The following is a 26,617-nucleotide window of genomic DNA, read 5'->3' as shown; positions in this document are numbered from 1 at the left end:
ACTCATGCTGGTCCACGCTCACCCCGACGATGAATCTCTCACGACCGGAGGAACCATCGCGCGGTATGCCGCCGAAGGTGCCGACGTGCGGGTTGTCACCTGCACGCTCGGGGAGGAAGGCGAGGTGATCGGCGATCGCTGGGAACAGCTGGCCGTTGATCACGCCGATCAGCTCGGCGGATACCGGATCGCCGAATTGTCCAGCGCGCTAAGACACCTCGGTATAGGCCGGCCCACCTTCCTCGGCGGTGCGGGGCACTGGCGTGACTCCGGCATGGCCGACACGGGGCCGCTGCATCCGCGGGCGTTCGCGGGCGCCGAGGTGGACGAGGCGGCGGCGGTGTTGGCCGAACTGATCGACGAACATCGACCGCATGTCATCGTCACCTATGACCCCTTCGGGGGATACGGGCATCCCGATCACATCCAGGCACACACGGTGACCACCGCGGCCGTGGAGAAGGCCAGCTGGAAGGTGGCCAAGCTGTACTGGACCGTCATCGCTACCAGCGCACTGGACGCGGGGCTCGCCGCCATGGCGCAGCTTCCTCCGGGATGTCAACCGGCACCCATCGATCTCATACCCACCTATGCCGATGAGCAGATCAGCGCCGCCATCGACGTGTCGGCCTACCGCGGCGCCAAGGCGGCAGCGCTCCGTGCGCACGCCACCCAGCTCACGGTCTCCGAGGACGGGACCTCGCTAGCGCTGTCGAACATGATTGCGCTGCCCATCGCAGACACCGAGCATTTCGTCCTGGTGCGAGGTGTGCCCGGCGTCGACACCGGATGGGAATCCGATCTGTTCGCTGGGGTGGAGTTGTAAGCTCGATTCATGCCACCCGATCAAGACCAGGATCCCAACCAGCAGCACTGGCAGGACCGGCTGGACAACTTCCAATGGGTTGTCGGCTCACTCGTGGCCCAGCTCGACTCCGTCCCGATCTAGACGCCTGAACATTTTCATGCGCGCGTTCGTGTTGACCGCGCTCATTGTCGACGGCATCATCAGCGCGATCCTCGGCGCTGCCCTGCTCAACGCACGCTTCGGCGGGGTTCTCATTCCACTCGGTGTGATCATCAGCGCCGTCCTCAACGTGGTGCTGGTGTGGTGCGCCGTGCAGTGGGTGCCGTCGTCGCGATGGGCGGGTGCACCGCTGTGGGCATTCGTGGCGACCACAACGGTGCTCTTGTTCGGGGGGCCCGGCGGCGATGTGGTCTTCGCCGGGCTGTGGCCCGTGCTGTTGATGGCGTGTGGCGTGCTGCCCGCGGCGTATGTCTTGCGCCGGGCGAACGACTAACCCAGGCCGACGGTCTTCGCGCAGGCGCTCATCCCAAGTACTCCGACTCGAGAACCAGGTCCTTGACCAAGGTCTGGTACTCGACATGGGTCTCGTGCTCGATCGTCTGCCAGAGCTTGCCCTGCTGCTCCTTCATGTACGCGCGGTACTTAGGGGAGCCGGGGAATCCGACGTTATCGGCGACGACGATCGTGCCCGGGTGCAGCCAGCCCCGGTCCATCAGCCGCTGCAGGTCGTCGAGGTACACGTCCTTCCAGTGGTCGATGAACACGAAGTCCAGACATCCGTCGGTGAATCCGTAGTCCTTGGTCAGTGTGTCCAGGGTGGTGCCGTCATCGACCGTGCCGGTGAGGCAGGTGGTGCGATCCGATAGCCCGGCGTGTGCCCACACCCGCCGTGCCACGGAGGCGTTGGCCCCCGACTTCTCGATGGAGAAGAACTTGGCGCCGGGAGCCGCACGCGCGATCCGTAGACCGCTGTACCCGCAGTAGGCACCCAGCTCCAAGGCGATCTTGGGGTTGGCACGTGTGACGGCGGCATCGAGCAGTTGGCCCTTCTCGTCGCCGACGTTCATCAGGATCGATTGGTCGTACGCGAAATTGTCGATGGCATCGATCGCGGCGTCGACATCGCCGGCCGGGGCGGTCGCGATGACGTACTCGGCGGTGGCCTCTTCGCGGCCATCGCCCATCTGACCTGTACGCATGATGTTCAAACCGCCGAACAGCGCACGCAGAAACGAATACCGCAGAAACGGAAGTTTCTGCTTGAGGGTTCTCGTAAGACTCACGGAGATCAGCCTAGCGATCCCGGGTGTTTCCGCAGCGTGGCCCCGTTGGTGAACCCCCGAGTGGTCAGGGTTTTGGAACGGGCGGATGATCTGAGGGTGACCGACGGTTGTACAAACGTGCCCGACGACTTAACGCCGCTGCCGAATCCCGCTTTTCCCGCGCCGAAAGCGGCATCGTCCGTGTCGGATGCCCGTCGTGCGGGTGGCTCATCACCGGCGCTGCGGCGGGTATTGCGCCGTGCGCGCGACGGGGTGACGTTGAACGTCGACGAGGCAGCGCTCGCGCTGACCGCGCGTGGGGAGGATCTGGCCGATTTGATGGCAAGTGCCGCGCGGGTGCGTGATGCGGGGCTGGAGTCCGCCGGGCGGCTCGGTGCGGGCGGGCGTTTGCCCATCTCCTATTCGCGCAAGGTCTTCATCCCGGTCACTCATCTGTGCCGCGACAAGTGCCACTACTGCACGTTTGTGATGGTTCCGGGCAAGCTGCGGGCACAGGGCCAGGGCATGTATCTGGAGCCCGACGAGATTTTGGACATTGCCCGTCGTGGTGCCGAATTGGGTTGCAAAGAGGCCTTGTTCACGCTGGGCGACCGGCCCGAGGACCGCTGGCCGGAGGCCAAGCAGTGGCTCGATGAGCGCGGCTACGACACCACGCTGGACTATGTGCGGGCTATGGCGATCCGGGTCTTGGAGGAGACGGGTCTGCTACCGCATCTGAATCCCGGAGTGATGAGCTGGGCCGAGCTGGCGCGGCTCAAGCCGGTGGCGCCGTCGATGGGCATGATGCTGGAAACCACGTCGCGACGGTTGTTCGAGAAGCGCGGTGAGGCGCACTACGGCAGCCCCGACAAAGACCCTGCCGTGCGGCTGCGGACATTGACCGATGCAGGCCGGTTGTCGATTCCGTTCACCACGGGTCTGTTGGTGGGGATCGGCGAGGATCTCACCGAGCGTGCCGAGACCATTCACGCGATCCGCAAGGTGCACAAGGAATTCGGGCATGTACAGGAAGTAATCGTGCAGAACTTCCGCGCTAAGTCGGATACCGCCATGCAGGCGGCGCCGGACGCCGAAATCGATGATTTCTTGGCCACGATCGCGGTGACGCGTCTGGTGCTTGGTCCCAAGATGCGGGTGCAGGCGCCGCCAAATTTGGTGTCCCGCAGCGAGTGCTTGGCGCTGATCGGCGCTGGGGTGGACGACTGGGGCGGGGTGTCGCCGCTGACCCCCGATCATGTGAACCCCGAGCGGCCGTGGCCCAATGTGGACGATTTGGCGTCGGTGACGGCTGAGGCCGGATACGACCTGGTGCAACGCCTCACGGCGCAACCGCAATATGTGCAGGCCGGATCGGCATGGATCGACCCTCGGGTTCGTGGGCATGTGGAGGCCCTGGCCGACCCGGAAACCGGTTTTGCCCTGGATGTTTCGCCTACTGGATCGCCCTGGCAGGAGCCCGACGAGACGTGGGAGTCGACGGGCCGGGTAGATCTGCACGCGGCGATCGACTCGGAGGGCCGCAACACCGACACCCGTAGTGATCTGGCGAGCGCCTTCGGTGATTGGGAGTCCATTCGCGAACACGTTCGTGAACTGAACGCGCGGGCTCCGGAGAAGGTGAGCGCCGATGTGCTGGCGGCTCTACGCTCTGCCGAGCGTGATCCGGCAGGATGCAGCGACGATGAGTATCTAGCGCTGGCGACTGCGGAGGGGCCGGCTATGGAGGCCCTTGCCGCACTGGCTGATTCGATCCGCGCAGATGTGGTCGGCGATGACGTCACGTATGTGGTGAACCGGAACATCAACTTCACTAATATCTGCTACACGGGCTGCCGCTTCTGCGCCTTTGCCCAGCGCAAGGGCGATGCCGATGCCTTCTCGCTGTCGGCCGACGAGGTGGGAGACCGCGCCTGGGAGGCGTATGTCGCCGGTGCCACCGAGGTTTGCATGCAGGGTGGTATCGACCCGGAGCTACCCGCCACCGGGTACGCCGATCTGGTGCGCGCGGTCAAGAAGCGGGTGCCCAGCATGCACGTGCACGCCTTCAGCCCCATGGAGATCGTCAACGGTGCCTCCAAGGGCGGCCAGAGTGTCCGCGAATGGTTGACCGAACTGCGTGCCGCGGGACTGGACACCATCCCGGGCACTGCTGCCGAGATCCTCGACGACGAGATTCGGTGGGTGCTCACCAAGGGCAAGCTGCCGGCGTCCGAATGGATCGATGTCATCAGCACCGCACATGAGGTGGGGCTGCGCTCCAGCTCAACCATGATGTACGGGCACGTGGATACTCCCAAGCACTGGGTGGCGCATCTGCGGGTCCTCACCGGAATCCAGGACCGCACAGGCGGGTTCACCGAGTTCGTGCCGCTGCCATTTGTGCATCAGAGCGCCCCGTTGTACCTGGCGGGTGCCGCGCGGCCCGGGCCCACCAACCGGGACAACCGTGCGGTGCACGCGCTGGCACGCATCATGCTGCACGGGCGTATCGACAACATCCAGACCAGCTGGGTCAAGCTCGGTATCGACGGCACGCGCGCGATGCTCGAAGGCGGCGCCAACGATCTCGGTGGCACTCTCATGGAGGAGACCATCTCCCGGATGGCCGGCTCCGAACACGGCTCCGCCAAGACCATTGCCGAGCTGGAAGAGATCGCCGACGGCATCGGACGGCCCGCGGTGGAACGCACCACCACCTACTCGCGCAGGCCGTCCGCCGCATAGACTCCGCCGCATAGACCTTGGCTACGCCTCGAGGGAGGCCGCTCGGACGAGGCAGTTGACATCCTGGCCATCGCCTCGCGTGCCCGAATCGCGAAGGCGTCCGACCAGAATCTCGCACGTGACTGACTCAGCCGTTCCCATAATCGGGTCCGCCCCAACCATTTGACCCCCGCTGGCCACCTGAGTAAATCTTGCGGTACCGCCGCAGTGATTAGCCGTGCTGAGTACTCCTGCGGGCGACGAATCCGGTGCGGTGATGTCTATGCACTCCGTACCGGTCCAGGTGACGACGGTCTCGTAGTTCCCTCCACTGCCGCCGCCCGACACCAATCCCGGCGTGGGTGTCGGCGTCGAAACTGGTTGTGGCACTTGCATCGAGGGGAGCGCTGGAGCGGGGACGGACTGGCCGGGTGAGTATCCGGATGAACCGGTCTCGCATGCGACGCCGTCACCATCACGATCGAGCTTCGAACTGTATCCAGGCTGGCCTCGGTACAAGGGTGCAGCTCCCGCCGCTCGTGCTGCGGCGCAATTGGGATACGCCTGCGTGAGGGGAGCACAGACGAGACCAAGTGATGGGCCGCTGACCAATGCGGTGACAGCGAAATACAGAACCTTAGTCCGCACTGTGGGCCTTCCTGAGGGGCAACGTGATCTTGATCTTGTACTGATGTCGAGCTACGCGGAGGCAAATCGTGAGAAAGACTTTGACACTCTGTTCGCACCCTGACTGAACGGATCGGCGAAGGCCCTGCCGAGCTCGACGAGATTCGGTGTGCCGCGGGACAGCGGCCGTTGGACTCGCCTGCACTCGCGCCGCGACTGCGACGGGCACCGGTAAGTTGACGGTCTCTGTCCGCACCTGACTGACTGGATCGCGTTGGGTTAACTCCGGTGTTCGGTTTGGGCATCGTGATGTGCGTGATTGCCCGACTCGTAGCGACAAGTTTGATCGTTGCCATGCTTGGGCTCCTGGCAGCCGTCCCGGCTACCGCAGAGCCGAGAGAGATGGCGCCGCAGTCGTATTCGCGGACAACTCGGGACGGCTGGCAGCTGCAGATCCGGCTCGAGAACGAACGCGTCAACGCGGTGCCCAATCTGGCGTCGGCAACCAACTCGCGCGAGGCATTCATCACCCTCTCAGGCACCGCGACCGCGACCGGCGGCACTAACCCCATCACCGACAGCCTCTTCGTCATCGGATATCAACTGGGTTGCCAGTCTGATGTGTCCTCGGGTTTGCAGCTCGGCGGGTCGGCAGGTATCGCACCATCGGTAAGCCTCGGTGTGGCGCCAACACCGTCGTTAGGGGTCGGAGGTAGTGCGGGAGTCAGCGGATTCGTGCAGACCGTGGTGCAGCCGGGCGTCATCGTCAACCTGCCGATGGCCAATATGGTGCTCTCCCACGGTGGTACGGGCGCGCTGGACTTGGACAACGTGCATGTGAAGGCCGACGCGTGTGGTGGCGACGTGACGATCCGTTCGTTCGCGTCGTTGCGCGCATCGACCGAGACCGGCCACACCGAGTTCGCGATCTACGGCGATCCGATCAAGATCTGATGATGAAATTCATCTGTGCCGCAACGGTCTTGACATGCTCGTTGTGTGGCGTGCCGGTGGCCGCGGCAGACCCGCCACCGGTGAACCCGATGCCCGCCGTACCCGTAGCGGTGCCCGGTGGGACGCCCAACTATGCGGCGACTGCCTCACAGCCACCTTTCGGATTGTCCCCGGCACCGCCGCGCGGAGCGCGCATCTCCGCAGGCGTCGACTCTGGATATAGCGCCCGCATTGGTGCCGGGATGACCGCCGGGCAGTTGGAGGACCCTCGCGGCATGACCGAAGGAGCAATACCGTGATCAGAACACTGTGGTTAACAACGATTGTCGTGGGACTTGCCGTCGGTCTCACCGTGCCCGCCGAAGCGGCGCCGCCACCGCCAAGCCCCGCGCCCTACAACCCGGTCTTCGTGCCTGGTCAGCTGCCCGCACTGCGACCGTCGCGCGGTACTCAACTACCGGTGCTGATGTCGGGACCGTCGCGTGGTCCCAGGATTTCGGCCGGTGTGGATGGGATCGCGGTGCCGGGCGGAGTGAAGCCGGGTGTTGGCATCGGTGACGGCAAGCTGGAAAGCCCCACCGGCGCCCCCTAAATAGCGGCGAGCAGACACGTATTGCACTAGAACGCCAGGTGGCGTGTGTAATACGCGTCTGCTCGCGAGGAAGGCAGTTACAGCTTGGCGGCCAGCTCGGTGCCCTGCCTGATCGCCCGCTTGGCATCCAGTTCGCCTGCCAGTGCCGCGCCGCCGATCACATGCGCGTCGATCCCAGCCTCCTTGAGCACGTCGTCGAGATCGCGCACCGACTCCTGGCCGGCACAGATCACCACGTTGTCGACCTCGAGCACTCGCGGGTCCTTGCGCTCCTCACCAAAGGAGATGTGCAGTCCGGCGTCATCGATCCGCTCGTAGTTGACTCCTGCCAACTCGGTGACCTTCTTGGCCTTGAGCGATGCCCGATGCACCCAGCCCGTGGTCTTACCGAGTCCTTTGCCGAGCGAGCCCTTCTTGCGCTGGCACAAGTAGACCTCCCGAACGGGCGGGGCGGGAATGGGTTTGGTGAGTGAACCCCGGGAGTCGTGCTCCTCGGAGATGCCCCACTCGGCGCGCCACTCCTTGAGGTTCAGCGTGGGTGACTCGTCGATTGTCAGGAATTCGGATACATCAAAGCCGATACCTCCGGCGCCCACGACGGCCACGCGCTTGCCGACGGGTTTACCGCCCTTGATGACCTCCGGGTAGGACAGCACCATCGGGTGGTCGATGCCGGGGATGGCGGGCACCCGGGGCTTGACGCCCGTGGCCAGGATGACGTGGTCGAACTTGCCGTCGATCAGTTCCTGCGCATCCACCTTTTTGTTCAAAAGCACTGTGACACTGTGCTTCTTGAGCATCGCGGTGTAGTACCGAATGGTCTCGTTGAACTCCTCCTTGCCGGGGATCCTGCGGGCCATGTCGAACTGGCCGCCGATCTCGGCGTTGGCCTCGAACAGCACCACCGTGTGTCCGCGCTGTGCCGCGGTGACGGCCGCCGATAGCCCGGCCGGTCCGGCACCGACGACCGCGATCTTCTTGGTATGCCGGGTCGGGAGCAGCTGCAGCGTTGTCTCTTGCCCGGCTCGCGGGTTCAGCAGGCAGCTGGCCTTTTTGTTCACGAACGAGTGGTCCAGGCAAGCCTGGTTGCAGGCGATGCAGGTGTTGATCTCGTCGGCATGATCGGCGGAGGCCTTGTTCACCCAGTCCGGATCGGCCAGCAGCGGACGAGCCATCGAAATCAGCTGGACCTGACCGTCGTTGAGGATCTGTTCGCCCGATTGCGGCATGTTGATCCGGTTGGATGCCATCACCGGGATGGTGACCTCTTGCGCGATCTTGTTGGACAGATCGACGAACGCGTTCTGTGGCACCGAAGTGACGATGGTGGGCACGCGGGCCTCATGCCAGCCGATTCCGGTATTGATGATCGTCGCGCCAGCCGCCTCGATCTCCTTGGCCAGGGCCACGATCTCGTCCCAGGTTTGTCCGTCGGGCACATAGTCGGCCATCGACATCCGGTAGCAGATGATGAATTCCGGGCCCACCGCCTTACGGACCGCCTTGACTACCTCCACGGCCAGGCGACGCCGGTTCTCCGGGCTGCCGCCGAATTCATCGGTGCGGTTATTGGTGTACGGCGCGAGGAACTGGTTGATGAAATAGCCTTCGCTGCCCATGATTTCAACGCCGTCGTATCCGGCCTTTTTGGCCATCTTGGCGCTGTGTGCCCAGTCATCGATGGTCCGCCATACGCCCTTGGTACTGAGCTTGCGCGGTTTGAACGGCGTGATGGGGGACTTCTTGGTCGAGGCGCTCACCGAAAACGGGTGGTACCCATAGCGGCCCGCATGTAGGAGCTGCACGATGATCTTGCCGCCGTTTTTGTGTACCGCATTTGTCACAATGCGATGCCGGTACGCCTCAAGGGATGTGGTCAGTTTTCCGGCAAGGGGCTTGAGCCAGGCGGCGCGGTTGATCGCGTATCCACCGGTGATGATCATGCCCACCCCGCCCTTCGCACGCTCGGCGAAGTAGGCCGCCAATGCCGGGGTGTCCCAAGGGAAGTCCTCAAGGCCGGCATGCATGGATCCCATGACGACTCGGTTCTTGAGTTTGGTGAAGCCAAGGTCCAAGGGGGACAGCAGGGTCGGATATGGATTACTCATGATTCTCGCTTTCAGTCCGGGCTGGGGACAAGGAAGTGATCATTTCGTCGCACCAATCGGTGAATCCCTCTTCCATGCGGACACCTCCGCGTAGGACGAGATATTGGTGCAGGGCCGCGCCGGTGAGCTGATCCGGAGCGGGAAACTGGCGCTTTTCCATTTCGCGATAGTTGTCGAGCATGACGGCGTGCGTGTCGCGCTGAATGCGGATGTGTTCGACCACCGTGTCGATGTCGCCGTAGGTGGCGGCGCGGATCTTGAGGGCCAGGTCGCGCATATCGGTGCCGTCGGCGCTGTTGACCCAGCGGGACAACTCGCGGTAGCCGAGCTCGGCAACGTCGTACACCTTTTTGGCGGGCCGCCCTTCTTGGCCGACGACGGTGCAATTCAGCCAGCTGTCGTCTTCCATGCGGCGCAGCGTGCGATAGATCTGCTGGTGGGTGGCGCTGTAGAAGTACCCGATCGAGCGATCGAATCGGCTCGTGAGCTCATAGCCCGACCCGTTCTGCTCGGCCAGGGACAACAGGATCGCGTGGGTGAGTGCCACGACAGCATGCTGACACGAAGCGACGCCCCTATGCAACTTGTTGCAGTGCAACAGTCTGCATAGGGCTCCCCGTTATGCGTGGCCTTCAGTAACCGCAACTGTGAGAAACGTGTAGTTGACTAAAGTTCGTCAGGGAGATTTTCGTGACGTGATCGCCGAGCCGTGTGTTGACGGGATGGACAGACATCCACCCGGATGAGGGCACGGATTGCACTGCCTGCGAACCAGTTTGCCCGGTGGAGACGATCTTCTACGAGGACTCTTCGACGAGGACGATGTGCCTGTGGAGTGGAGCGGCTACGTGCGGGCGAATGCCGACTGGCGCCCAGACGCTGAGCGCGCCTGCTAGACGCCAGGCCGCGTTAAACCTAAGCTAAAATAACTGTAACCGGTGGAAACGGCTAGATCGCCCCGGCGAGTTAGGACAGCCTGTGTCAGTAGGCGTGTCTAGGGACCGGAATACTGGCCGCAACGCAGGAACTGGATATCGAGGAGACCTTCGTGACCTACACGATCGCCGAACCGTGCGTCGACGTTATGGACAAGGCATGTATCGAAGAATGCCCCGTCGACTGCATCTACGAGGGTGGGCGCATGCTCTACATCCACCCCGACGAGTGTGTGGACTGCGGTGCTTGCGAGCCGGTGTGTCCGGTGGAGGCCATCTTCTATGAGGACGATGTGCCGGATCAGTGGACTGGTTACATCCAGGGCAACGCCGACTTCTTCGTGGACCTGGGCTCGCCCGGTGGCGCCGCGAAGGTCGGCAAGACCGACTACGACCCGCCGTCGGTCAAGGAGCTTCCGCCCATGGGTGAAGGACACTGAGCTCGTCGCCTGAGTCCCGACCGCGGGTATCGGCTGTGTCGTCCCGGCTGCCGGAATTTCCGTGGGACACCATCGCCGACGCAAAGGCGACCGCCGCGGCGCACCCCGAAGGGATTGTTGACCTTTCGGTCGGTACCCCCGTGGACAGCGTGGCACCGCTGATCCGCGACGCGCTGGCCGCGGCCAGCGATCTTCCCGGATATCCGGCGACCGCCGGCACGCCCGCATTGCGGCAGGCAATCCGTGACGCGGTGTCGCGGCGATACGGGATCATTTCGCTTGCAGACAATGCCGTGCTGCCGGTCGTCGGCACCAAGGAGCTCATCGCGTGGCTGCCGACCCTGCTCGGGTTGGGTGCCGACGACCTGATCGTCATCCCGGAATTGGCGTACCCGACCTATGAAGTGGGCGCGCGGCTGGCCGGTGTGCCGACGGTACGGGCGGACTCGCTGACTCAGTTGGGGCCGCAGCGCCCCGCCCTGATCTACCTCAACTCGCCGAGTAACCCGACCGGTGCGGTGCTCCCGGTCGAGCATCTACGCAAGGTCGTGGAGTGGGCGCGTGAGCGCGGCGCCCTCGTGGTTTCCGATGAGTGCTACCTCGGCCTGGGGTGGGATGCGGAGCCGGTCTCGGTGCTTGATCCTCGGGTCTGCGATGGCGATACGGCGGGGCTGTTGGCCGTGCACTCGTTGTCCAAGACGTCGTCGCTGGCGGGGTATCGGGCTGGGTTCGTGCTGGGTGATGCGTCCGTGGTCGGCGAGCTGCTCGCAGTGCGTAAGCACGCGGGGATGATGGTGCCGGGGCCGGTGCAGGCGGCGATGACTGCCGCGCTGAGCGAGGATGAGCATCAGCACCACCAGCGCGCACGCTATGAGAGTCGCCGCGGCCGGCTCGCTAAGGCTTTGACCGGCAATGGATTCCGAATCGACCACTCGGAGGCGGGCCTGTACCTCTGGGCAACCCGGGGCGACTCGTGTGATGACGCCCTGACATACCTGGCGCAGCGTGGGATCTTGGTGGCACCCGGACGGTTCTACGGCCCGCGTGGCAAGGAACATGTGCGGGTGGCTCTCACCGCCACCGATGAGCGCATCGATGCCGCCGTCGCGCGGCTCATCGCCTAGCCCTGCGGACCGTCGAAGACTCGGCCTACCACACGTAACGTCCCGCCGGATTCGGGCGTTACCTGAGGTTTCGTTGCGCAATCTCCAGATTCCTCGACACCCACGGGGGATCGGGGCGATGCTGGATACATGGACGCCATCACCAATGTGCCGGCTCCCATCAACGAGCCGGTGCTCACCTACGCTCCGAACACTCCCGAACGCGACCAGTTGGCCACGGCACTGTCCAATCTCGCCGCGACGGCCATCGACCTGCCACACGTTATCGGCGGCACTCGCCGGATGAGTGCCGGTGAACACATCGATGTGGTGCAGCCGCATAATCACCGTGCCGTGCTGGGGACTGTCACCAACGCGGGTCATGCGGAGGCCAGCGATGCGGTGGAGGCCGCCATCGCCGCCAAAAATGATTGGGCAGCACTGTCTTTTGATGACAGAGCCGCGGTCTTCTTGCGTGCCGCCGATCTGTTGTCAGGGCCGTGGCGGGCCACCCTCAACGCCGCGACCATGCTCGGGCAGTCGAAGACCGCGTACCAGGCCGAGATCGATTCGGCCTGCGAGCTGGCCGACTTCTGGCGGTTCAACGTGCAGTTCGCGCGGCACATCCTCGCCGAGCAGCCCAGCAGCGGTGGCGGCGCCTGGAATCGGATGGAGTACCGCCCGCTGGAGGGCTTCGTCTACGCCATCACACCCTTCAACTTCACCGCGATCGCGGGAAACCTTCCCACGGCCCCAGCGCTTTTGGGAAACACCGTGGTGTGGAAGCCATCGATCACACAGGCCTTTGCCGCATATTTCACGCTGGAGCTGCTTGAGGCCGCTGGACTACCGCCTGGGGTCATCAACCTGGTCAACGGGGACGGGATCGCGGTATCCGATGTGGCGCTCGCGGATCCGCGCCTGGCCGGTATCCACTTCACCGGCTCCACCCGGACGTTCCAGCATCTGTGGCGTGAGGTCGGTACCAACATCGACAGGTACAACACCTACCCCCGGCTTGTCGGTGAGACCGGCGGCAAGGACTTCATCGTCGCCCACACCTCCGCACGTCCGGACGTATTGCGTACGGCGCTTATTCGCGGCGCCTTCGACTACCAGGGGCAGAAGTGCTCTGCGGCCTCTCGCGCTTTCGTGGCCCGGTCGGTCTGGGACCAGATGGGCGATGAATTCCTTGATGCTGCGTCCGGGCTGACCTACGGGGATGTCACAGACCTCTCCAAATTCGGTGGCGCCGTCATCGACGAGAAGTCGTTCAAGCGCAACGCCGCGGCCATCGATCGCGCCAAGAGCGCCGGGGTGACCATCGCGGCGGGAGGCGAATACGACGACAGCGAAGGGTACTTCGTTCGCCCCACCGTGCTGCTTTCGGACGACCCGACCGACGAGGCGTTCTCTACCGAGTACTTCGGCCCGATCTTGGCGGTGCACGTCTATCCCGACGATGACTACGAGCGCATCCTCGACGTCGTCGACACCGGTTCGCGGTACGCGCTTACCGGTGCCGTCATCGCCGACGACCGTCAGGCCGTTCAGGCTGCCAGTGACCGGCTTCGCTTCGCGGCCGGAAACTTCTACATCAACGACAAGCCCACGGGCGCCGTCGTGGGGCAACAGCCCTTCGGTGGTGGGCGGGCGTCGGGCACCAACGACAAGGCTGGGTCACCGCTCAATCTGCAGCGCTGGTTGTTGCCGCGTTCGATCAAGGAAACGTTCGACGCCCCAACAGAATACGGCTATCCCCACATGGAGCGCGGGGATGGCTGAGTGGTTCGGCAAAACAGCCCGACCCGCCATCTTGGCGGCCAGTAGGTCAGCGCGGCTGCGGCACGCTGCCGAACGGATGCCGTTGACGCGGCAGGTGGTGCGCCGTTTCGTGGCCGGTGAATCTCAGGACGACGTACTGGCGGCCAGCACCGCGCTGCTCGATTCCGGGCGGTTCATCTCGATTGATTACCTGGGTGAGGACACCACCGATATCGGGCAGGCCACCCGTACTGTGTCGGCCTACCTGTCGCTACTCGATGAGCTGTCGCAGCGCAGCGACACCGTGCACACGGGCGTGCGCCCGCTGGAGATCTCGCTGAAACTCTCCGCGCTGGGGCAGGCGCTGCCACGCGATGGGGAACGGATAGCCCTGGAGAATGCACAGCTGTTGTGTGCCAAGGCCCATCAGGCCGGCGTGTGGGTCACCGTCGATGCCGAGGACCACACCACCACGGATTCGACCCTGAGCATCGTGCGCGAGTTGCGCGCCGATTTCCCCTGGCTGGGTACCGTGCTACAGGCTTACCTGAAACGCACACACGCCGACTGCGCCGACCTGTCAGGCGAAGGCTCGCGCATTCGATTGTGCAAGGGCGCCTACGACGAGCCCGCGTCCGTCGCGCACCGAGACTCCGAGGATGTCGATGTCGCCTACTTGCGCTGTCTACGCGTCTTGATGGAGGGCGACGGGTACCCCATGGTGGCCTCACACGATCCCGCCATCATCGATGCCGCGAACCTGATGGCGCGCGAGACGGGTAGGGGTCCGGGCGATTACGAATACCAGATGCTCTACGGGATCCGCGATGCCGAACAGCGTCGTCTCGCCGGGGAGGGGCACAACATGCGGGTGTACGTGCCGTTCGGCGAGCAGTGGTACGGGTACTTTGTGCGGCGTATCGCCGAACGCCCGGCCAACATGACCTTTTTCCTGCGCGCGCTGGTTTCCGGAAGATAGGCGTGGCCCAGGGGTTCGCCGAAGGGGCGCGTCCTAGGCTGGCCCCATGCTGCTGAAGTCCCTTCACCCCAAGTCGCCCGACCTCGCGGACGCGGTTCGTATCGGTGAGGACAGCTGGGGCCGTGGAGACCTGGTGGGTGCGGCGACGGCCGCAGCCGAACGGATCGGCGGTGCCACGGGCCCGATCGCGGTACTTGCCCGTCCGAGCATCGACACGGTGCTGGCAGTGATCGCCGGACTCATCGCCGGGGTCCCGATAGTGCCGGTACCGGCAGACGTCGGCATGGCAGAGCGCCGCCACATCCTTGCCGACAGCGGGGCGATCGCGTGGCTGGGTGACTCGCCGGACCACCCGGAGGGGTTGCCGCATGTGCCGGTGCGCCGGCACGCACGGTCATGGCATCAGTACTCCGAACCACGCCCCGAGGCGACGGCGCTCATTGTGTACACCTCGGGAACCACCGGTGCGCCGAAGGGAGTGGAGCTGAGTCGGCGCGCCTTGGCCGCCAGCCTTGACGGTCTGGCGGACGCGTGGGCGTGGACGCCCGATGACGTTCTGGTGCATGGGCTTCCGCTATTCCATGTGCATGGACTCGTGCTCGGCCTCCTCGGATCGCTGCGCGTGGGAAATCGGTTCGTGCACACCGTCAAACCGACGCCCGAGGCCTACGCTGCCGCCCAAGGCACACTGTACTTCGGTGTGCCAACGGTGTGGTCGCGGGTGGTGGGCGACGAATCCTGTGCTCGTGCACTGTCTTCGGCTCGGCTACTGGTATCGGGGAGCGCGTCACTGCCGGTGCCGGTTTTCGACGAACTGCGCCGGCTCACCGGGCATGCCCCCATCGAACGCTACGGCGCCACCGAAACCGTCATCACGCTGTCGACGCGTGCCGACGGAGAACGCCGCGCAGGTTGGGTCGGGCACCCGTTGACGGGCGTGCAGACTCGCCTGCTGGATGAGCACGGTGTCGCGGCTCCCCATGATGGGGAAACCGTTGGCCAGCTGGAGGTTCAGGGCCCCACGCTCTTCAGCGGCTACCTCAACCTGCCGGAGAAGACGGCGGAGGTGCTCACCGATGACGGGTGGTATCGCACCGGAGATGTCGCCGTCGTCGACACCGAGGGAATGCATCGCATCGTCGGACGCGAATCGGTCGACTTGATCAAATCGGGTGGCTACCGTATAGGGGCCGGTGAAATCGAGACTGTGCTCCTGGGTCATCCCGGGATCGTGGAAGTCGCGGTGGTGGGGGTTCCCGATGACGACCTGGGGCAACGCATTGTCGCTTACGTTGTCGGTGACGTGGCGGAGGACGATGTCATTGGCTTCGTGGCGCAACAACTTTCCGTGCACAAGCGTCCTCGCGAGGTACGACGGGTGGATGCGCTTCCCCGGAATGCCATGGGGAAGATCCTCAAGAAGGAGCTGATCACATGGACGTGACCACTGAGATCGTCGACCAGATCAACTGGCACTGGACATCGCAACTACGGCCCCGCTTCGACGGGCTCAGCGACGACGAATACCTCTGGGAACCGGTGCGAGGCTGTTGGAGTCTGCGGCCGCGCGGCACCGCGACGACACCGTTGCAGGGCGGATCGGGCGAGTGTGTCATCGAATTCGCCGCCCCGCCGCCTGAACCAGCGCCCGTCACGACGATCGCCTGGCGGCTCGGCCACATCCTCGTGGGCGTACTGGGGGCGCGTATCGCAAGTCACTTCGGTGGACCGCCCGTCGACTACATGACCTACGACTATCCGGTTACCGCGGCCGATGCGCTGGAGCGTCTTGACGTCATGTACGCGGCGTGGCGCGACGGGGTGCTGAGCAAAGACGAAGCAGCGCTGGCCCTGCCGGTCGGGCCGGCCGAAGGTCCATGGGCCGAAAAGCCGTTCTTGACCTTGGCCTTGCATATCAATCGCGAACTGCTGCACCACGGTGCGGAGATCGCGCTGTTACGCGATCTGTATGCCTGGCGGCGGAACTAGTTGGCGTGCAAGGCGGCGTTGAGCTCGAACGCGCCGCCGTCACGCGACACCACCTCGACCGCACCGGTCTGCGAATTGCGCCGGAACAGCAGATTGTTGGCGCCCGATAGCTCCAGCGCCTTGATGGTCTTGCCATCGGGCGTCGCGACCTTGGTGCCCGCCGTGACGTACAGCCCGGCCTCGACGATGCAGTCATCGCCCAGGCTGATGCCCACACCCGAGTTGGCACCCAGCAGCGAGCGCTGGCCCACCGAGATCACCTGGCTGCCGCCGCCGGACAGGGTGCCCATGATCGACGCGCCACCACCGATATCGGAGCCATCGCCCACGACGACACCGGCCGAGATGCGGCCCTCCACCATCGAGGCGCCCAGGGTGCCGGCGTTGAAGTTCACAAAGCCCTCGTGCATGACCGTCGTGCCGGGAGCCAGATGCGCACCCAGCCGCACCCTGTCGGCATCGGCGATACGCACACCCGCGGGCACCACGTAGTCGACCATCCGGGGGAACTTGTCGACGCCGAATACCGTCACGGTGCCATGGGCGCCCGCGCGTCCTTTCAGCCTCGCGCGCACCGTCTCGAAGCCCTCGACAGCGCACGGGCCGAAGTTCGTCCACACCACGTTGGTGAGCACGCCGAACAGTCCGTCCATGCTGGCGCCGTGCGGCTGGACCAGCCGGTGCGACAAGAGGTGCAGGCGCAGGTAGGCGTCATAGGCGTCGGCGGGCTTGTCCGAGAGCGAGCCAATGGTGGTGCGCACCAACACCTTCTCCACACCACGATCGGGGTCGGTGCCGACCAATCCGGACAGTGCTGAAGCCTCGGGGGGTGCCGCCGATTCACTGATCCGCTCGGTACCCGGGGTGCCGGGTGCATCGGTCAGCTCGGGCGCCGGGAACCAGGTATCCAGTACCGATCCGTCCGCCGCGATGGTCGCCAGGCCAAGTGCTACTGCTCCGCTCACGCCGTACACGCTAGCCTGAATCGATGGCGCTTGAACTCGCTGGTGACCCTGTCGCGCTGACGGCTGCCCTGGTGGACATACCCAGCGAGTCCCGGCACGAGGCGGCTATCGCGGATGCTGTCGAGGTTGCGCTGCGGGAACAGACCAGGGGATTCGAGATCATCCGCAATGGCAACGCCGTGCTGGCCCGCACCAATTACGGCCACGGCACCCGGGTGATGTTGGCCGGACATCTGGACACCGTGCCCGCCGCCGACAACGTGCCCAGCCACTGGGAGCGGGGAGAAGGCGGCGACATTCTGTTTGGCTGCGGCACCGTGGACATGAAGTCCGGTGATGCCGTCTTCCTGCATCTGGCCGCCACCGTGACACCCCGCGTCGATCTGACACTGGTGTTCTACGACTGCGAGGAGATCGAGTCCTCGGCCAACGGGCTGGGCCGCATCGAGCGTGAATTGCCCGAATGGCTCGACGCCGACCTTGCCATCCTGGGCGAGCCCACCGCCGGCCTTATCGAGGCTGGCTGTCAGGGCACCCTGCGTGTCGTGATCCGTGCCGACGGCACCCGCGCGCATTCTGCGCGATCCTGGCTGGGGGACAACGCTATCCACAAGCTCGGTGCCGTCCTGGACAGACTCGCCGCCTACCGGGCACGCATCGTCGACATCGACGGGTGCGAGTACCGGGAAGGGCTGTCCGCCGTGCGGATCGACGGGGGTGTTGCCGGGAACGTCATCCCCGACGCCGCAGCTGTCACCGTCAACTTCCGGTTCGCCCCCGATCGCAGCCCCGAGCAGGCGCTCACACATGTGCGCGAGGTGTTCGGCGGGCTTGAGGTGGGGATCGAACTCACCGACTCGGCGGCCGGGGCCCTGCCGGGCCTGGACCGCGCAGCGGCAGCCGAATTGGTCGGTGCGGCAGGGGGAGTGGTGCGGGCCAAGTACGGATGGACCGATGTCTCCCGGTTCGCGGCGCGTGGGATCGCCGCGGTCAACTACGGGCCGGGCGATCCCAACTTGGCGCACACCCGCGGCGAACACGTTCCGGTACAGCAGATCACCAATGTCACCGAGGTGCTCCGGCGCTACCTCAGCGCGTGACGGGTGCGGCGTAGGTTCCCGGTGTCTGGCCGAGGGTGCGCCGGTACACGTCGATGAACGCGCTCGGTGTGGCCCAACCACACTGATGCGCCACGTAGGTGACGGGCCGATCCTCCGCGAGCAGCCGTAACGCGTGATGAAGTCGGATCTGGGTGCGCCACTGCGGATACGTCATGCCCATGTCGGTGCGGAACAGTCTGGTCAGCGTGCGCTCACTGGCGCCCACGCGCCGCCCCAGCTCCGTCACCGTCCACACCTGTGTCAGGTCGTCCTCCACTAACGCACAGGCCTCGGCCAAACGCTGATCGCGCGGGATGGGCAACTTCAGGGCTTGCTCCGGGCTGTGCCGCAATTGATCGATGAGGACGACACGCAACCGCGTGACCTCGTCCTTGGGTAGGTCGCCGGGTACCGAACAGGTGATGATCAGCTCACGCAGCAGTGGGGACACCGCGATGACAGTCGGCGCCGTCAGCTCCACCACGTACTGCTCGGGATCGAAAGCCACGGAATGAAATTCGGTGGGGCCGTAGAAGCGATGCTCGTGACTGGCGCCGGCTGGTATCCACAGCGCGCGGTTCGGGGGTGCGATCCATGTGCCCTCGGCCGTCGTCACCGCGATGACCCCGGAGGCCGGATACACAATCTGATGCACTTCATGCCAGTGGCGGTTGATGCGGTGCCCGCCGGTTACCGACATCACTCCGGTGAGGTGGCGGCTAATCAACATAAGGCGATATTTTATCGGAAACTTGCATACTGGGAAATTCATGCGCGACCGAGCGGGAATAGTGGCCGGAACGCTCGGGGTTGGCCGAGAGGTGAAACTCGGAGTGGCGATCGGCAGACCTCTCAGTGTGCGGGGCGGTACCAACCTGGTCGACGCCTTCATCGCCCACGGGCGTCGGGTCACCGATGCCGGGGTGGGCACGTTGTGGCTCGGGCAGATGTATCACTACGACGCGATCACCATGGCCGCGGTGGTGGGGCAGGCGATACCCCCGGAAAAACTGCGCACCGTGGGGGTTTCGGTCATCCCCATCAATCCGCGTCATCCCATCGAGATGTCGGCGGCCGCGCAGACCGCTCAAGCCGCAACCCACGGGAGATTCCAGCTGGGGCTGGGACTGGGTGCGCCGATGATCGAGGCTCCCAGCTATGGCCTGCAGGTGGACAAACCGATACGTCGTCTGCGGGAGTACCTCAGCACGCTCCGGCAACTGCTGGACACCGGAACCGCGGAGTTTCACGGTGAGACCCTCACGGTCGCACCGAAATTCACGACCTTGCAACCCGGCGGCGAGAATATCCCGGTCTTGGTGGCGGCCATGGCGCCGCAGGCGCTGCGCGCCACCGGCGAGCTGGCCGATGGCACGATTCCGCTGCACGCCGGACCACGGGCGCTCAGTCGGGAGATCGTGCCCGTCATCGACGGGGCCGCCGAACGGGCTGGGCGGCCGCGTCCGCGCGTCGTCGCGGGGGTCGCCGTCGTGGTCACGTCCGATCCGGAACGGGTCCGCGCGCTCGCGATCGAGGAGATGGCGTTTTACGAGAGCATTCCGTCGTATCGGAAAGTGCTTGACGCCGAAGGTGTTCAGCACACCGGGGAACTGGCGATCATCGGTGACGAGGAGCATGTGGCCAAGGAACTGCGCCGATACTTCGATGCGGGAGCCACCGAAGTTTTCGCGAGCCACACCGAATTGGGTGGACCGGAAGACGAGGCTCGCACGCTGGCGCTGCTGGGGGAACTGTCCCGCGGGAATTGAGTTGCTCGCGGCCCCTAGGCTGGCAGCGTGCCAGAAAGTACCGAACCCCAGCTGCACGGACCGGTTCAGTTGCGCCGCGACCGCTGCGAGAACACCACCGCCGACCAGCGTTTGTTGGACAACCGCGACACCACCACCTGGACGCATACCGACCCGTGGCGTGTGCTGCGCATCCAGGGCGAGTTCGTGGAGGGATTCGATGCGCTAGCGGAAACACCCAAAGCGGTAACGGTTTTCGGCTCCGCCAGGACGAAGCCGGATTCACCCGAGTACCGGCTCGGTCTCGAGCTGGGCGTCGCCTTGGTACAGGCGGGATACGCCGTCATCACCGGGGGCGGGCCGGGTGCCATGGAGGCCGCCAACCGCGGCGCCAGTGAATCGGGTGGCTATTCGGTGGGCCTGGGTATTGAACTCCCATTCGAGCAGGGACTCAACGAATGGGTGGACCTGGGCATCAACTTCCGCTACTTCTTTGTCCGCAAGACCATGTTCGTCAAGTACGCGCAGGCCTTCGTCTGTCTGCCCGGGGGATTCGGCACCCTCGACGAACTCTTCGAGGCGCTCACTCTGGTGCAGACCCGAAAGGTCACCCGCTTCCCGATCATCCTGCTTGGCACGGAGTATTGGTCGGGGTTGATCGACTGGATCCGGGGAACGCTATTGCCCGCCGGAAAGGTGGGTGAGCAGGACATCGCGCTGCTGTCGGTGACCGACAGTGTCGAGGAGGCGATCGAGATCATCGCGAAGTCGGCGGCGAACGGGAATGGGGCACGCTCATGAGTTGGTCGGTCTGTGTGTACTGCGCGTCGGGTCCACGCCACCCTGAACTGCTGGAACTGGCCAGTCTTGTGGGCACCGCCATCGCCGAACGCGGTTGGACCCTGGTGTCCGGGGGAGGCAACGTCTCGGCCATGGGGGCGATAGCTCGAGCCGCGCGGGCGGCCGGTGGCCGCACTATCGGCGTCATTCCCAAGACGCTGGTGCACCGTGAGGTCGCCGATACCGACGCTGACGAACTCATCGTCACCACCACCATGCGCGAACGCAAACAGATCATGGAGGACCGCTCCGACGCCTTCATCACCCTGCCCGGCGGGATCGGCACCCTCGAGGAGGTTTTTGAGACGTGGACCGCCGGCTACCTGGGACTACATCAGAAGCCGGTGGTACTGCTGGACCCCGATGGGCACTACACCGGGCTGCTGCGCTGGCTCGACGAGGTACAGGCGAAGGGTTACGTGGCAGCCCCTGCGCGGGACCGGCTGTTGGTGCACACCGATATCGCCGCTGCCCTGGACGCATGTAAACCGACGGATTGACGGGGCCTGACCGTTCGTCAACAATGCGGTGAGCCATTGCCTACTGGGCGGTAAGAACGAGAATGAGCCGCTGGCGGGAAGACCGACTACAGGGAGAACCAGATGTCCGCAAGCAGCACCATTCCGTCCACCGCCCGTAACCGGGTCCGGCTGACCGAGGTGCTCGCACAGCTTCCCTCGCTGGCGCTTGACCTGCCGATCATGGCGGGTGGCGTCCTCGGCGGCATCAAGGCGAATCCCAATGGGCGCCTTTCGATCGGTGCGGTCTTCGCCGAGCGTGCCGCCAAGTACGGCGACAAGGTGTTTCTGCGCTTCGAGGGCAACGACATCACCTACGAGCAGGCGAACGCCACCGCCAACCGGTATGCGGCAACCCTCGCCTCCCACGGTGTCGGCCGCGGTGATGTCGTCGGCATCATGCTGCGCAACTCGCCCCAGACCGTGCTGCTCATGCTGGCCACCGTCAAGCTGGGCGCCATCGCGGGCATGCTCAACTACAACCAGCGCGGCGATGTCTTGGCTCACAGCATTGGACTGCTCGACTCCAAGATGCTCGTCACCGATGCGGAATTCGCGGACGCCATCGGTGAATCCGGCGTCAACGTGGTCTCGCAGGTGACCGCCGAAGAGCTCGACCGGATGTCGGTTCTGGCGCCCACCACCAACCCCAGTGCCACCGATGCGGTGCTGGCCAAGGATCGGGCGTTCTACATCTTTACCTCGGGAACCACCGGGCTCCCGAAGGCCAGCGTGATGACGCATTACCGGTGGCTGCGCGGCATGTACGGCATCGGGAGCTTTGCCTTGCGGCTCCGGTCCAGCGACGTGCTGTACAGCTGCCTTCCGCTCTACCACAACAATGCGTTGACCCTCGCGGTATCGACCACCATCAATGCCGGAGCCACCCTGGCCATTGGCCGTTCGTTTTCGGTGTCGCGGTTCTGGGATGAGGTTATCGACAGCCGCGCAACAGCTTTCATTTACATCGGCGAACTGTGCCGGTACCTGCTCAATCAGCCGCCCAAGCCCACCGATCGGCAGCACAAGGTGCGCGTCATCATCGGCAACGGGTTACGGCCTGAGCTGTGGGGCGAGTTCACCCAACGGTTCGGTATCAAGCGGGTCTGCGAGTTCTACTCGGCCAGCGAGTCGAACACCGCATTCGTCAACGCGCTCAACATCGATCGCACCGTGGGCATCTGCCCGTACCCGCTTGCCTACGTCAAGTACGACGTGGAAACCGGAGAACCGCTGCGCAATGACAAGGGGTTCCTGACGAAGGTTGGTGCCGGCGAGGCGGGCTTGCTGCTGAGCAAGGTCACCAGCATGTCGCCGTTCGACGGGTACACCGACCCGACCGCTTCTGAGAAGAAGCTGGTACACGATGCCTTCAAGAAGGGCGACACCTGGTTCAACACCGGCGATTTGATGCGCAACCTCGGCTGGGGTCACGCCGCGTTCGGAGACCGGCTGGGCGATACCTTCCGCTGGAAGGGCGAGAATGTCGCCACCACCGAGGTGGAGGCCGCGATCGACAACAACAACGCGGTGGCGGAGTCGACCGTGTTCGGTGTGGAGGTGCCGGGCACCGACGGGCGCGCCGGAATGGCCGCCATCAAACTGCACGACGGTGTCGAGCTCGATCCAAAGGCGCTCAGCGACACGGTGTATCAGCATCTTCCTGCCTACGCGCTGCCGCTGTTCATTCGGATCGTGGACACTCTGGAGCACACCACCACCTTCAAGAGCCGCAAGGTGGAACTGCGCGAACAGGCGTATGGCGATGCCGTGACCGATCCGCTGTACGTGCTGGCCGGCCGCGCGGAGGGATACGTCCCGTTCTATCCCGAGTACCCGTCGGAGTTGGCCGGAGGTCAGCGTCCCAAGGGGTAACGCGAGCACCAGAGTGCTTGACGTACTCGCATCATTCGTCAACGATTCGTTAGGCCCGGACACGGTGGTCCGGCGAACTCGGAGGACACATGGTGGTGCGCGAAGACATTCCTGCTGCGGCCCGCGAGCGGGTGGAACTGGCCGACGTGCTGGTCAGGTTGCCTGCGCTGTTACCGGACCTGCCGATCATTCTGCGGGGTCTGCTCAGCGCCGCCAAGGCAACGCCGGGCGCTCGCACCTCGATCGGCAGCGTCTTCGCCGATAGCGCCGCCAAGCATGCCCATCGGGTGTTCCTGCGGTTCGAGGGCCAGGACATCACCTACCGGGAAGCCAATCAGATGGCCAACCGGTATGCGGCCACGCTGGCGGCCCAGGGTGTGCGTCGCGGTGATGTTGTCGGCATCATGCTGCGTAACTCGCCGGAGGTCGTCTTGCTGATGTTGGCGGCGGTGAAGTTGGGTGCGGTGGCCGGCATGCTCAATTTCAACCAGCGCGATAACGTACTGGCCCACAGCATCGGTCTGCTCGATGCCAAGGTTCTGCTTGCTGATTCCGAATTCGTTCCCGCGGTGCGGGACTGCGGCGTGCAGGTCGGCGCGCTGTTTACCGTCGACGAGTTCGACGCGTTGGCGCAGGGTGCCTCGGCGGCGAATCCGTCGGCCACCGCCGAGGTGCGGGCGAGCGACAAAGCCCTTTACATCTGTACCTCCGGGACCACCGGGTTGCCCAAGGCGAGCGTGATGACGCACTACCGTTATCTGCGTGCCGCGGCTGGATTTGGCAGTGTGACACTGCGATTGCGCCCCTCCGAGGTCTTTTTCAGCTGTCTGCCGCTGTATCACAACAGCGCGCTCACCGTAGCCGTCGGCTCCACGCTGACCACCGGTGCGACCTTGGCCATCGGCCGGTCGTTCTCGGCCTCACGCTTCTGGGATGAGCTCATCGCCAGCCGTGCAACAGGCTTCATCTATATCGGGGAGCTCTGCCGTTACCTGTTGAACCAGGCGCCCAAGCCTGTTGATCGTCAACACAAGGTCCGCGTGATGGTGGGCAACGGCCTGCGGGCAGAGCTGTGGGGTGAGTTCAGCCGACGGTTCGGAGTTCGGCAGATCAGCGAATTGTATTCGGCCAGTGAAGCTAACACCGGATTCATCAACGTGCTCAATATCGATCGCACGGTGGGAATCTGTCCCTCGCCGATCGCCTTCGTCAAATATGACGTGGAGACCGGCGAACCCGCTCGGAACTCGAAAGGCTTCTTGACCAAAGTCGGTACCGGCGAGCAGGGTCTGTTGTTGAGCAAGGTGACGTCGCTGGCCCCCTTCGACGGTTACACCGATGCGAAGGCAACCGAAAAGAAGTTGGTGCGCAACGCGTTCAAGGAGGGCGATATCTGGTTCAACACCGGCGATCTGCTCCGGGACCTGGGGTGGCGTCACGCCGCATTCGGTGATCGGCTGGGTGACACCTTCCGGTGGAAGAGCGAAAACGTCGCCACCACTGAAGTCGAGGCGGCGCTCGACCAGGACGACGCGATCGAGGAATCGACGGTTTTCGGCGTAGAGGTGCCTGGCTGCGACGGCCGTGCCGGTATGGCGGCCATCAAGCTCCGTGGCGAGGGGGCCTTCGATCCGGAAAGGCTGGGCCAGTTGGCCTTCAAGAGCCTGCCGGGGTATGCGCTGCCGCTGTTCGTCAGAATCGTCGACAGCCTTGAGCACACCGTGACCTTCAAGAGCCGCAAGGTGGAACTGCGCAATGAGGCATACGGCGATGCCGTGACCGATCCGCTGTACGTGTTGGCCGGTCGCACCGAGGGTTACGTGCCGTTCTATCCGGAGTACACCGCCGAGCTCGCCTCCGGCCGACGTCCCAAGGGATAGGCGCTCGAGGAGTTACTGTTTCACCGTGGGAGTCAGTCGCCGGGTGCGTGCGTCGCGGCGGCGTCAACGTCGGGTGAAGCTTGCCGACAACGACCTCACCGATGAGCAGTGGTCGACTCTCGTTGAGGCATGGGGTGGTTGCGCCTACTGCGGCGCAACGGGAACCGCGCTCCAGCGCGACTGCGTGCAAGCGATCTCGCGCGGTGGCCGTTACACCCGGGCCAATGTTGTGCCCGCCTGTGCGTCATGCAATGCGAGTAAATGCAATGCAGAGGTGACAAGCTGGATGCGGCGCAAGCGGCTGGACGAGAAGGCCTTTCTGACCAGATACGTGGAGATCTCGGCAAGCGGCTAGCCGGTGGTGTACACGCCCGTCGGTTCGTCGTGGTACCCCTTCGCGCCGATCTCGAGTGCCAACGGGCTGCGGAAATCGGCTTCGACGGCAAGGCAATTGAGTACATGTCGGTAGTCGTATCGTGGGCGCCAGCCGAGTTCGTCGCGCGCTTTGGTGTTGACGTAGACGCGATCGATCGCCGGGAACACCGACCAGCCCCGCGCCGCGTACAGGTCGGGCTGCTCGGGGAAATGACGAGCCACCACGCCGGGTGCGTTGGTGCGCAACTGTGCGGCATCGGCGCGGCAGAAGGGCGTCGTGGCCGAAACCACGTACTTGGCCCAGCCGAGAGCGGGCGCGCGTTCGGCCGCCAGCAGGTGTGCGTCGACAACGTCGGCCAGATCCACCCGCCGATAGAGGTATTCGTTGGCTTTCACATTCGCATCCGGGTAGCGGGCCCGGACCGCGTCGCTGTCGTCCTGCTCGGGGAAGAACCGCGACGTGCGCAGCACGATGACCGGCAGGCCGCTGTCCTGGTGCACCACGTGCGCGATGTCTTCGGCGGCCGTCTTGGTGGCGCCATAGATGTTCTTGGGTACCGGTGCCACCTCTTCGGTGATCCAGGCGGCCTCGTGTGCGCCGACCAAGGCATGTCCGAATGCGCTGGTGGTGCTGGTGTAGACAAAGCTGGTCACCCCCGTGGCGACGGACTCCTCCAGGAGCACGAGTGTGCCCTCGATGTTGGTTTCGATGAAATCGGTCCGCGCATGCGATCCAACATGAGGCTTGTGCAGGGTCGCGGTGTGCAACACCGACGTCACCCCGGCCATCGCCTCGTTGACGACCGCGCGGTCGGCGATCGACCCGACGATGTCCGTGACAAGACCGGGCGCGATATCAATGCCGACGACGTCGGCGCCGCCCCGCCGCAGCGTGCGGACCAGCGCCTCCCCGAGATGGCCCGAGGACCCGGTGACCAGGAATCGATTCTCGCCCATGTGCCCATACTGCCCAGGCCCGCAAGTCATTTCGTTCGCCGAATGTGAAACGCAGGCGGGAAATCGATGAAAAT

General features: G+C 64.6%; 26 protein-coding genes and 1 pseudogene. 20 read left to right on the top strand and 7 right to left on the bottom strand.

Features of this window, described 5'->3' with window-relative positions; translation table 11 throughout:
* The first annotated feature begins 4 nt into the window (after nucleotides 1-4).
* Together mshB and AC5Y5C_RS18890 are read left to right on the top strand one after the other, a co-directional pair.
* Nucleotides 5-826 carry an N-acetyl-1-D-myo-inositol-2-amino-2-deoxy-alpha-D-glucopyranoside deacetylase gene (mshB, locus tag AC5Y5C_RS18895; RefSeq protein WP_499976055.1) on the top strand — a complete coding sequence of 274 codons (822 nt, stop codon included), beginning with the start codon at nucleotides 5-7 and terminating at the stop codon, nucleotides 824-826.
* Nucleotides 827-965: 139 nt separating this feature from the next.
* A complete protein-coding gene (locus AC5Y5C_RS18890; protein ID WP_499975210.1) occupies nucleotides 966-1,301 on the top strand; it encodes a hypothetical protein in 336 nt (111 codons plus the stop codon).
* Nucleotides 1,302-1,329: 28 nt separating this feature from the next.
* Here AC5Y5C_RS18890 and AC5Y5C_RS18885 read toward each other — a convergent pair whose 3' ends face one another.
* A complete protein-coding gene (locus tag AC5Y5C_RS18885; RefSeq protein ID WP_499975207.1) occupies nucleotides 1,330-2,091 on the bottom strand; it encodes an O-methyltransferase in 762 nt (253 codons plus the stop codon).
* A gap of 117 nt (nucleotides 2,092-2,208) precedes the next feature.
* On the opposite strand from AC5Y5C_RS18885, the gene AC5Y5C_RS18880 reads away from it, so the two are divergent.
* Entirely contained in the window at nucleotides 2,209-4,815 is a 2,607-nt protein-coding gene (locus AC5Y5C_RS18880) for a bifunctional FO biosynthesis protein CofGH (protein WP_499975205.1), read from the top strand.
* 21 nt (nucleotides 4,816-4,836) lie between these two features.
* Here the strand turns inward: AC5Y5C_RS18880 and AC5Y5C_RS18875 are convergent, their stop codons facing one another.
* A complete protein-coding gene (locus tag AC5Y5C_RS18875) occupies nucleotides 4,837-5,442 on the bottom strand; it encodes an excalibur calcium-binding domain-containing protein (RefSeq protein ID WP_499975202.1) in 606 nt (201 codons plus the stop codon).
* A gap of 294 nt (nucleotides 5,443-5,736) precedes the next feature.
* Here AC5Y5C_RS18875 and AC5Y5C_RS18870 point away from each other — a divergent pair, with 294 nt between their 5' ends.
* The 3 genes from AC5Y5C_RS18870 to AC5Y5C_RS18860 are packed head-to-tail and all read left to right on the top strand — an operon-like array spanning nucleotide 5,737 to nucleotide 6,967.
* Nucleotides 5,737-6,375 carry an MspA family porin gene (locus AC5Y5C_RS18870; RefSeq protein WP_499975200.1) on the top strand — a complete coding sequence of 213 codons (639 nt, stop codon included), beginning with the start codon at nucleotides 5,737-5,739 and terminating at the stop codon, nucleotides 6,373-6,375.
* 2 nt (nucleotides 6,376-6,377) lie between these two features.
* Nucleotides 6,378-6,674 (top strand): hypothetical protein, encoded by a 297-nt coding sequence (locus AC5Y5C_RS18865; RefSeq protein WP_499975197.1) that lies wholly within the window; start codon nucleotides 6,378-6,380, stop codon nucleotides 6,672-6,674.
* The gene (locus AC5Y5C_RS18860; RefSeq protein WP_499975194.1) at nucleotides 6,671-6,967 is read left to right on the top strand and encodes a hypothetical protein; all 297 of its coding nucleotides are present in this window, start codon (nucleotides 6,671-6,673) and stop codon (nucleotides 6,965-6,967) included. Before AC5Y5C_RS18865 ends, AC5Y5C_RS18860 begins: the two co-directional genes overlap by 4 nt.
* Before the next feature lie 77 nt (nucleotides 6,968-7,044).
* Here the strand turns inward: AC5Y5C_RS18860 and AC5Y5C_RS18855 are convergent, their stop codons facing one another.
* Together AC5Y5C_RS18855 and AC5Y5C_RS18850 are read right to left on the bottom strand one after the other, a co-directional pair.
* Nucleotides 7,045-9,075, bottom strand: a complete 2,031-nt coding sequence (locus AC5Y5C_RS18855) for an FAD-dependent oxidoreductase (RefSeq protein WP_499975192.1) — start codon at nucleotides 9,073-9,075, stop codon at nucleotides 7,045-7,047.
* Nucleotides 9,068-9,622 carry a PadR family transcriptional regulator gene (locus tag AC5Y5C_RS18850; protein WP_499975190.1) on the bottom strand — a complete coding sequence of 185 codons (555 nt, stop codon included), beginning with the start codon at nucleotides 9,620-9,622 and terminating at the stop codon, nucleotides 9,068-9,070. The genes AC5Y5C_RS18855 and AC5Y5C_RS18850 overlap by 8 nt, the downstream gene beginning before the upstream one ends.
* Nucleotides 9,623-9,807: 185 nt before the next feature.
* Between AC5Y5C_RS18850 and AC5Y5C_RS18845 the strand changes: the two are divergent.
* From AC5Y5C_RS18845 to AC5Y5C_RS18815, 7 genes and pseudogenes are all read left to right on the top strand, one after another.
* A pseudogene (locus AC5Y5C_RS18845) lies at nucleotides 9,808-9,953 on the top strand (4Fe-4S dicluster domain-containing protein); the annotation flags it as partial.
* A 170-nt stretch (nucleotides 9,954-10,123) separates the two neighbouring features.
* A complete protein-coding gene (fdxA, locus tag AC5Y5C_RS18840; RefSeq protein ID WP_030094777.1) occupies nucleotides 10,124-10,450 on the top strand; it encodes a ferredoxin in 327 nt (108 codons plus the stop codon).
* Nucleotides 10,451-10,485: 35 nt separating this feature from the next.
* Nucleotides 10,486-11,574, top strand: a complete 1,089-nt coding sequence (gene dapC / locus AC5Y5C_RS18835) for a succinyldiaminopimelate transaminase (protein ID WP_499975188.1) — start codon at nucleotides 10,486-10,488, stop codon at nucleotides 11,572-11,574.
* A 129-nt stretch (nucleotides 11,575-11,703) separates the two neighbouring features.
* On the top strand, nucleotides 11,704-13,338 hold the full coding sequence (gene pruA, locus AC5Y5C_RS18830; RefSeq protein WP_499975187.1) for an L-glutamate gamma-semialdehyde dehydrogenase: 1,635 nt from the start codon (nucleotides 11,704-11,706) through the stop codon (nucleotides 13,336-13,338).
* On the top strand, nucleotides 13,331-14,296 hold the full coding sequence (locus AC5Y5C_RS18825; protein ID WP_499975185.1) for a proline dehydrogenase family protein: 966 nt from the start codon (nucleotides 13,331-13,333) through the stop codon (nucleotides 14,294-14,296). The genes pruA and AC5Y5C_RS18825 overlap by 8 nt, the downstream gene beginning before the upstream one ends.
* Before the next feature lie 46 nt (nucleotides 14,297-14,342).
* Entirely contained in the window at nucleotides 14,343-15,740 is a 1,398-nt protein-coding gene (locus tag AC5Y5C_RS18820) for an acyl-CoA synthetase (protein WP_499975184.1), read from the top strand.
* Nucleotides 15,731-16,285, top strand: a complete 555-nt coding sequence (locus tag AC5Y5C_RS18815) for a DinB family protein (RefSeq protein WP_499975182.1) — start codon at nucleotides 15,731-15,733, stop codon at nucleotides 16,283-16,285. The genes AC5Y5C_RS18820 and AC5Y5C_RS18815 overlap by 10 nt, the downstream gene beginning before the upstream one ends.
* Here the strand turns inward: AC5Y5C_RS18815 and dapD are convergent.
* Entirely contained in the window at nucleotides 16,282-17,259 is a 978-nt protein-coding gene (gene dapD / locus AC5Y5C_RS18810; RefSeq protein ID WP_499975181.1) for a 2,3,4,5-tetrahydropyridine-2,6-dicarboxylate N-succinyltransferase, read from the bottom strand. The genes AC5Y5C_RS18815 and dapD overlap by 4 nt on opposite strands.
* A gap of 14 nt (nucleotides 17,260-17,273) precedes the next feature.
* Here dapD and dapE point away from each other — a divergent pair, with 14 nt between their 5' ends.
* A complete protein-coding gene (dapE, locus tag AC5Y5C_RS18805) occupies nucleotides 17,274-18,350 on the top strand; it encodes a succinyl-diaminopimelate desuccinylase (protein WP_499975179.1) in 1,077 nt (358 codons plus the stop codon).
* On the opposite strand, the gene AC5Y5C_RS18800 is transcribed toward dapE, so the two are convergent.
* A complete protein-coding gene (locus AC5Y5C_RS18800; RefSeq protein WP_499975177.1) occupies nucleotides 18,340-19,080 on the bottom strand; it encodes an AraC family transcriptional regulator in 741 nt (246 codons plus the stop codon). The genes dapE and AC5Y5C_RS18800 overlap by 11 nt on opposite strands.
* 91 nt (nucleotides 19,081-19,171) lie before the next feature.
* Between AC5Y5C_RS18800 and AC5Y5C_RS18795 the strand changes: the two genes are divergently transcribed.
* The 6 genes from AC5Y5C_RS18795 (at nucleotide 19,172) to AC5Y5C_RS18770 (ending at nucleotide 25,566) form a co-directional block, all read left to right on the top strand.
* Nucleotides 19,172-20,119 (top strand): TIGR03564 family F420-dependent LLM class oxidoreductase, encoded by a 948-nt coding sequence (locus AC5Y5C_RS18795; RefSeq protein ID WP_499976054.1) that lies wholly within the window; start codon nucleotides 19,172-19,174, stop codon nucleotides 20,117-20,119.
* Between the two features lie 27 nt (nucleotides 20,120-20,146).
* Nucleotides 20,147-20,899 carry an LOG family protein gene (locus tag AC5Y5C_RS18790; RefSeq protein ID WP_499975175.1) on the top strand — a complete coding sequence of 251 codons (753 nt, stop codon included), beginning with the start codon at nucleotides 20,147-20,149 and terminating at the stop codon, nucleotides 20,897-20,899.
* Nucleotides 20,896-21,438 (top strand): cytokinin riboside 5'-monophosphate phosphoribohydrolase, encoded by a 543-nt coding sequence (log, locus tag AC5Y5C_RS18785; RefSeq protein ID WP_499975173.1) that lies wholly within the window; start codon nucleotides 20,896-20,898, stop codon nucleotides 21,436-21,438. The genes AC5Y5C_RS18790 and log overlap by 4 nt, the downstream gene beginning before the upstream one ends.
* Before the next feature lie 102 nt (nucleotides 21,439-21,540).
* Complete coding sequence (gene fadD6 / locus AC5Y5C_RS18780; protein ID WP_499975172.1) at nucleotides 21,541-23,331, top strand: long-chain-acyl-CoA synthetase FadD6; 1,791 nt, start codon at nucleotides 21,541-21,543, stop codon at nucleotides 23,329-23,331.
* 89 nt (nucleotides 23,332-23,420) lie between these two features.
* Nucleotides 23,421-25,211 carry a long-chain-acyl-CoA synthetase FadD6 gene (gene fadD6, locus AC5Y5C_RS18775; protein WP_499975171.1) on the top strand — a complete coding sequence of 597 codons (1,791 nt, stop codon included), beginning with the start codon at nucleotides 23,421-23,423 and terminating at the stop codon, nucleotides 25,209-25,211.
* A 25-nt stretch (nucleotides 25,212-25,236) separates the two neighbouring features.
* A complete protein-coding gene (locus AC5Y5C_RS18770) occupies nucleotides 25,237-25,566 on the top strand; it encodes an HNH endonuclease (protein WP_499975170.1) in 330 nt (109 codons plus the stop codon).
* Here the strand turns inward: AC5Y5C_RS18770 and AC5Y5C_RS18765 are convergent.
* Entirely contained in the window at nucleotides 25,563-26,543 is a 981-nt protein-coding gene (locus AC5Y5C_RS18765) for an NAD-dependent epimerase/dehydratase family protein (RefSeq protein WP_499975168.1), read from the bottom strand. The two genes, AC5Y5C_RS18770 and AC5Y5C_RS18765, sit on opposite strands and share 4 nt — an antisense overlap.
* Between the last annotated feature and the right edge of the window lie 74 nt (nucleotides 26,544-26,617).

It is taken from the genome of Mycobacterium sp. NGS15, from assembly GCF_059813245.1.
Note: the sequence above shows the minus strand (reverse complement) of the source record. Positions and strands in the feature narration are given on the sequence as shown.

Coding starts and splice junctions, on each gene's coding strand:
- mshB (WP_499976055.1), top strand. CDS start 5: ATGCTGGTCCACGCTCACCCCGACGATGAATCTCTCACGACCGGAGGA.
- AC5Y5C_RS18890 (WP_499975210.1), top strand. CDS start 966: ATGCGCGCGTTCGTGTTGACCGCGCTCATTGTCGACGGCATCATCAGC.
- AC5Y5C_RS18865 (WP_499975197.1), top strand. CDS start 6,378: ATGAAATTCATCTGTGCCGCAACGGTCTTGACATGCTCGTTGTGTGGC.
- AC5Y5C_RS18855 (WP_499975192.1), bottom strand. CDS start 9,075: ATGAGTAATCCATATCCGACCCTGCTGTCCCCCTTGGACCTTGGCTTC.
- pruA (WP_499975187.1), top strand. CDS start 11,704: ATGGACGCCATCACCAATGTGCCGGCTCCCATCAACGAGCCGGTGCTC.
- AC5Y5C_RS18825 (WP_499975185.1), top strand. CDS start 13,331: ATGGCTGAGTGGTTCGGCAAAACAGCCCGACCCGCCATCTTGGCGGCC.
- AC5Y5C_RS18820 (WP_499975184.1), top strand. CDS start 14,343: ATGCTGCTGAAGTCCCTTCACCCCAAGTCGCCCGACCTCGCGGACGCG.
- AC5Y5C_RS18815 (WP_499975182.1), top strand. CDS start 15,731: ATGGACGTGACCACTGAGATCGTCGACCAGATCAACTGGCACTGGACA.
- dapE (WP_499975179.1), top strand. CDS start 17,274: ATGGCGCTTGAACTCGCTGGTGACCCTGTCGCGCTGACGGCTGCCCTG.
- AC5Y5C_RS18800 (WP_499975177.1), bottom strand. CDS start 19,080: ATGTTGATTAGCCGCCACCTCACCGGAGTGATGTCGGTAACCGGCGGG.
- log (WP_499975173.1), top strand. CDS start 20,896: ATGAGTTGGTCGGTCTGTGTGTACTGCGCGTCGGGTCCACGCCACCCT.
- fadD6 (WP_499975172.1), top strand. CDS start 21,541: ATGTCCGCAAGCAGCACCATTCCGTCCACCGCCCGTAACCGGGTCCGG.
- fadD6 (WP_499975171.1), top strand. CDS start 23,421: ATGGTGGTGCGCGAAGACATTCCTGCTGCGGCCCGCGAGCGGGTGGAA.
- AC5Y5C_RS18765 (WP_499975168.1), bottom strand. CDS start 26,543: ATGGGCGAGAATCGATTCCTGGTCACCGGGTCCTCGGGCCATCTCGGG.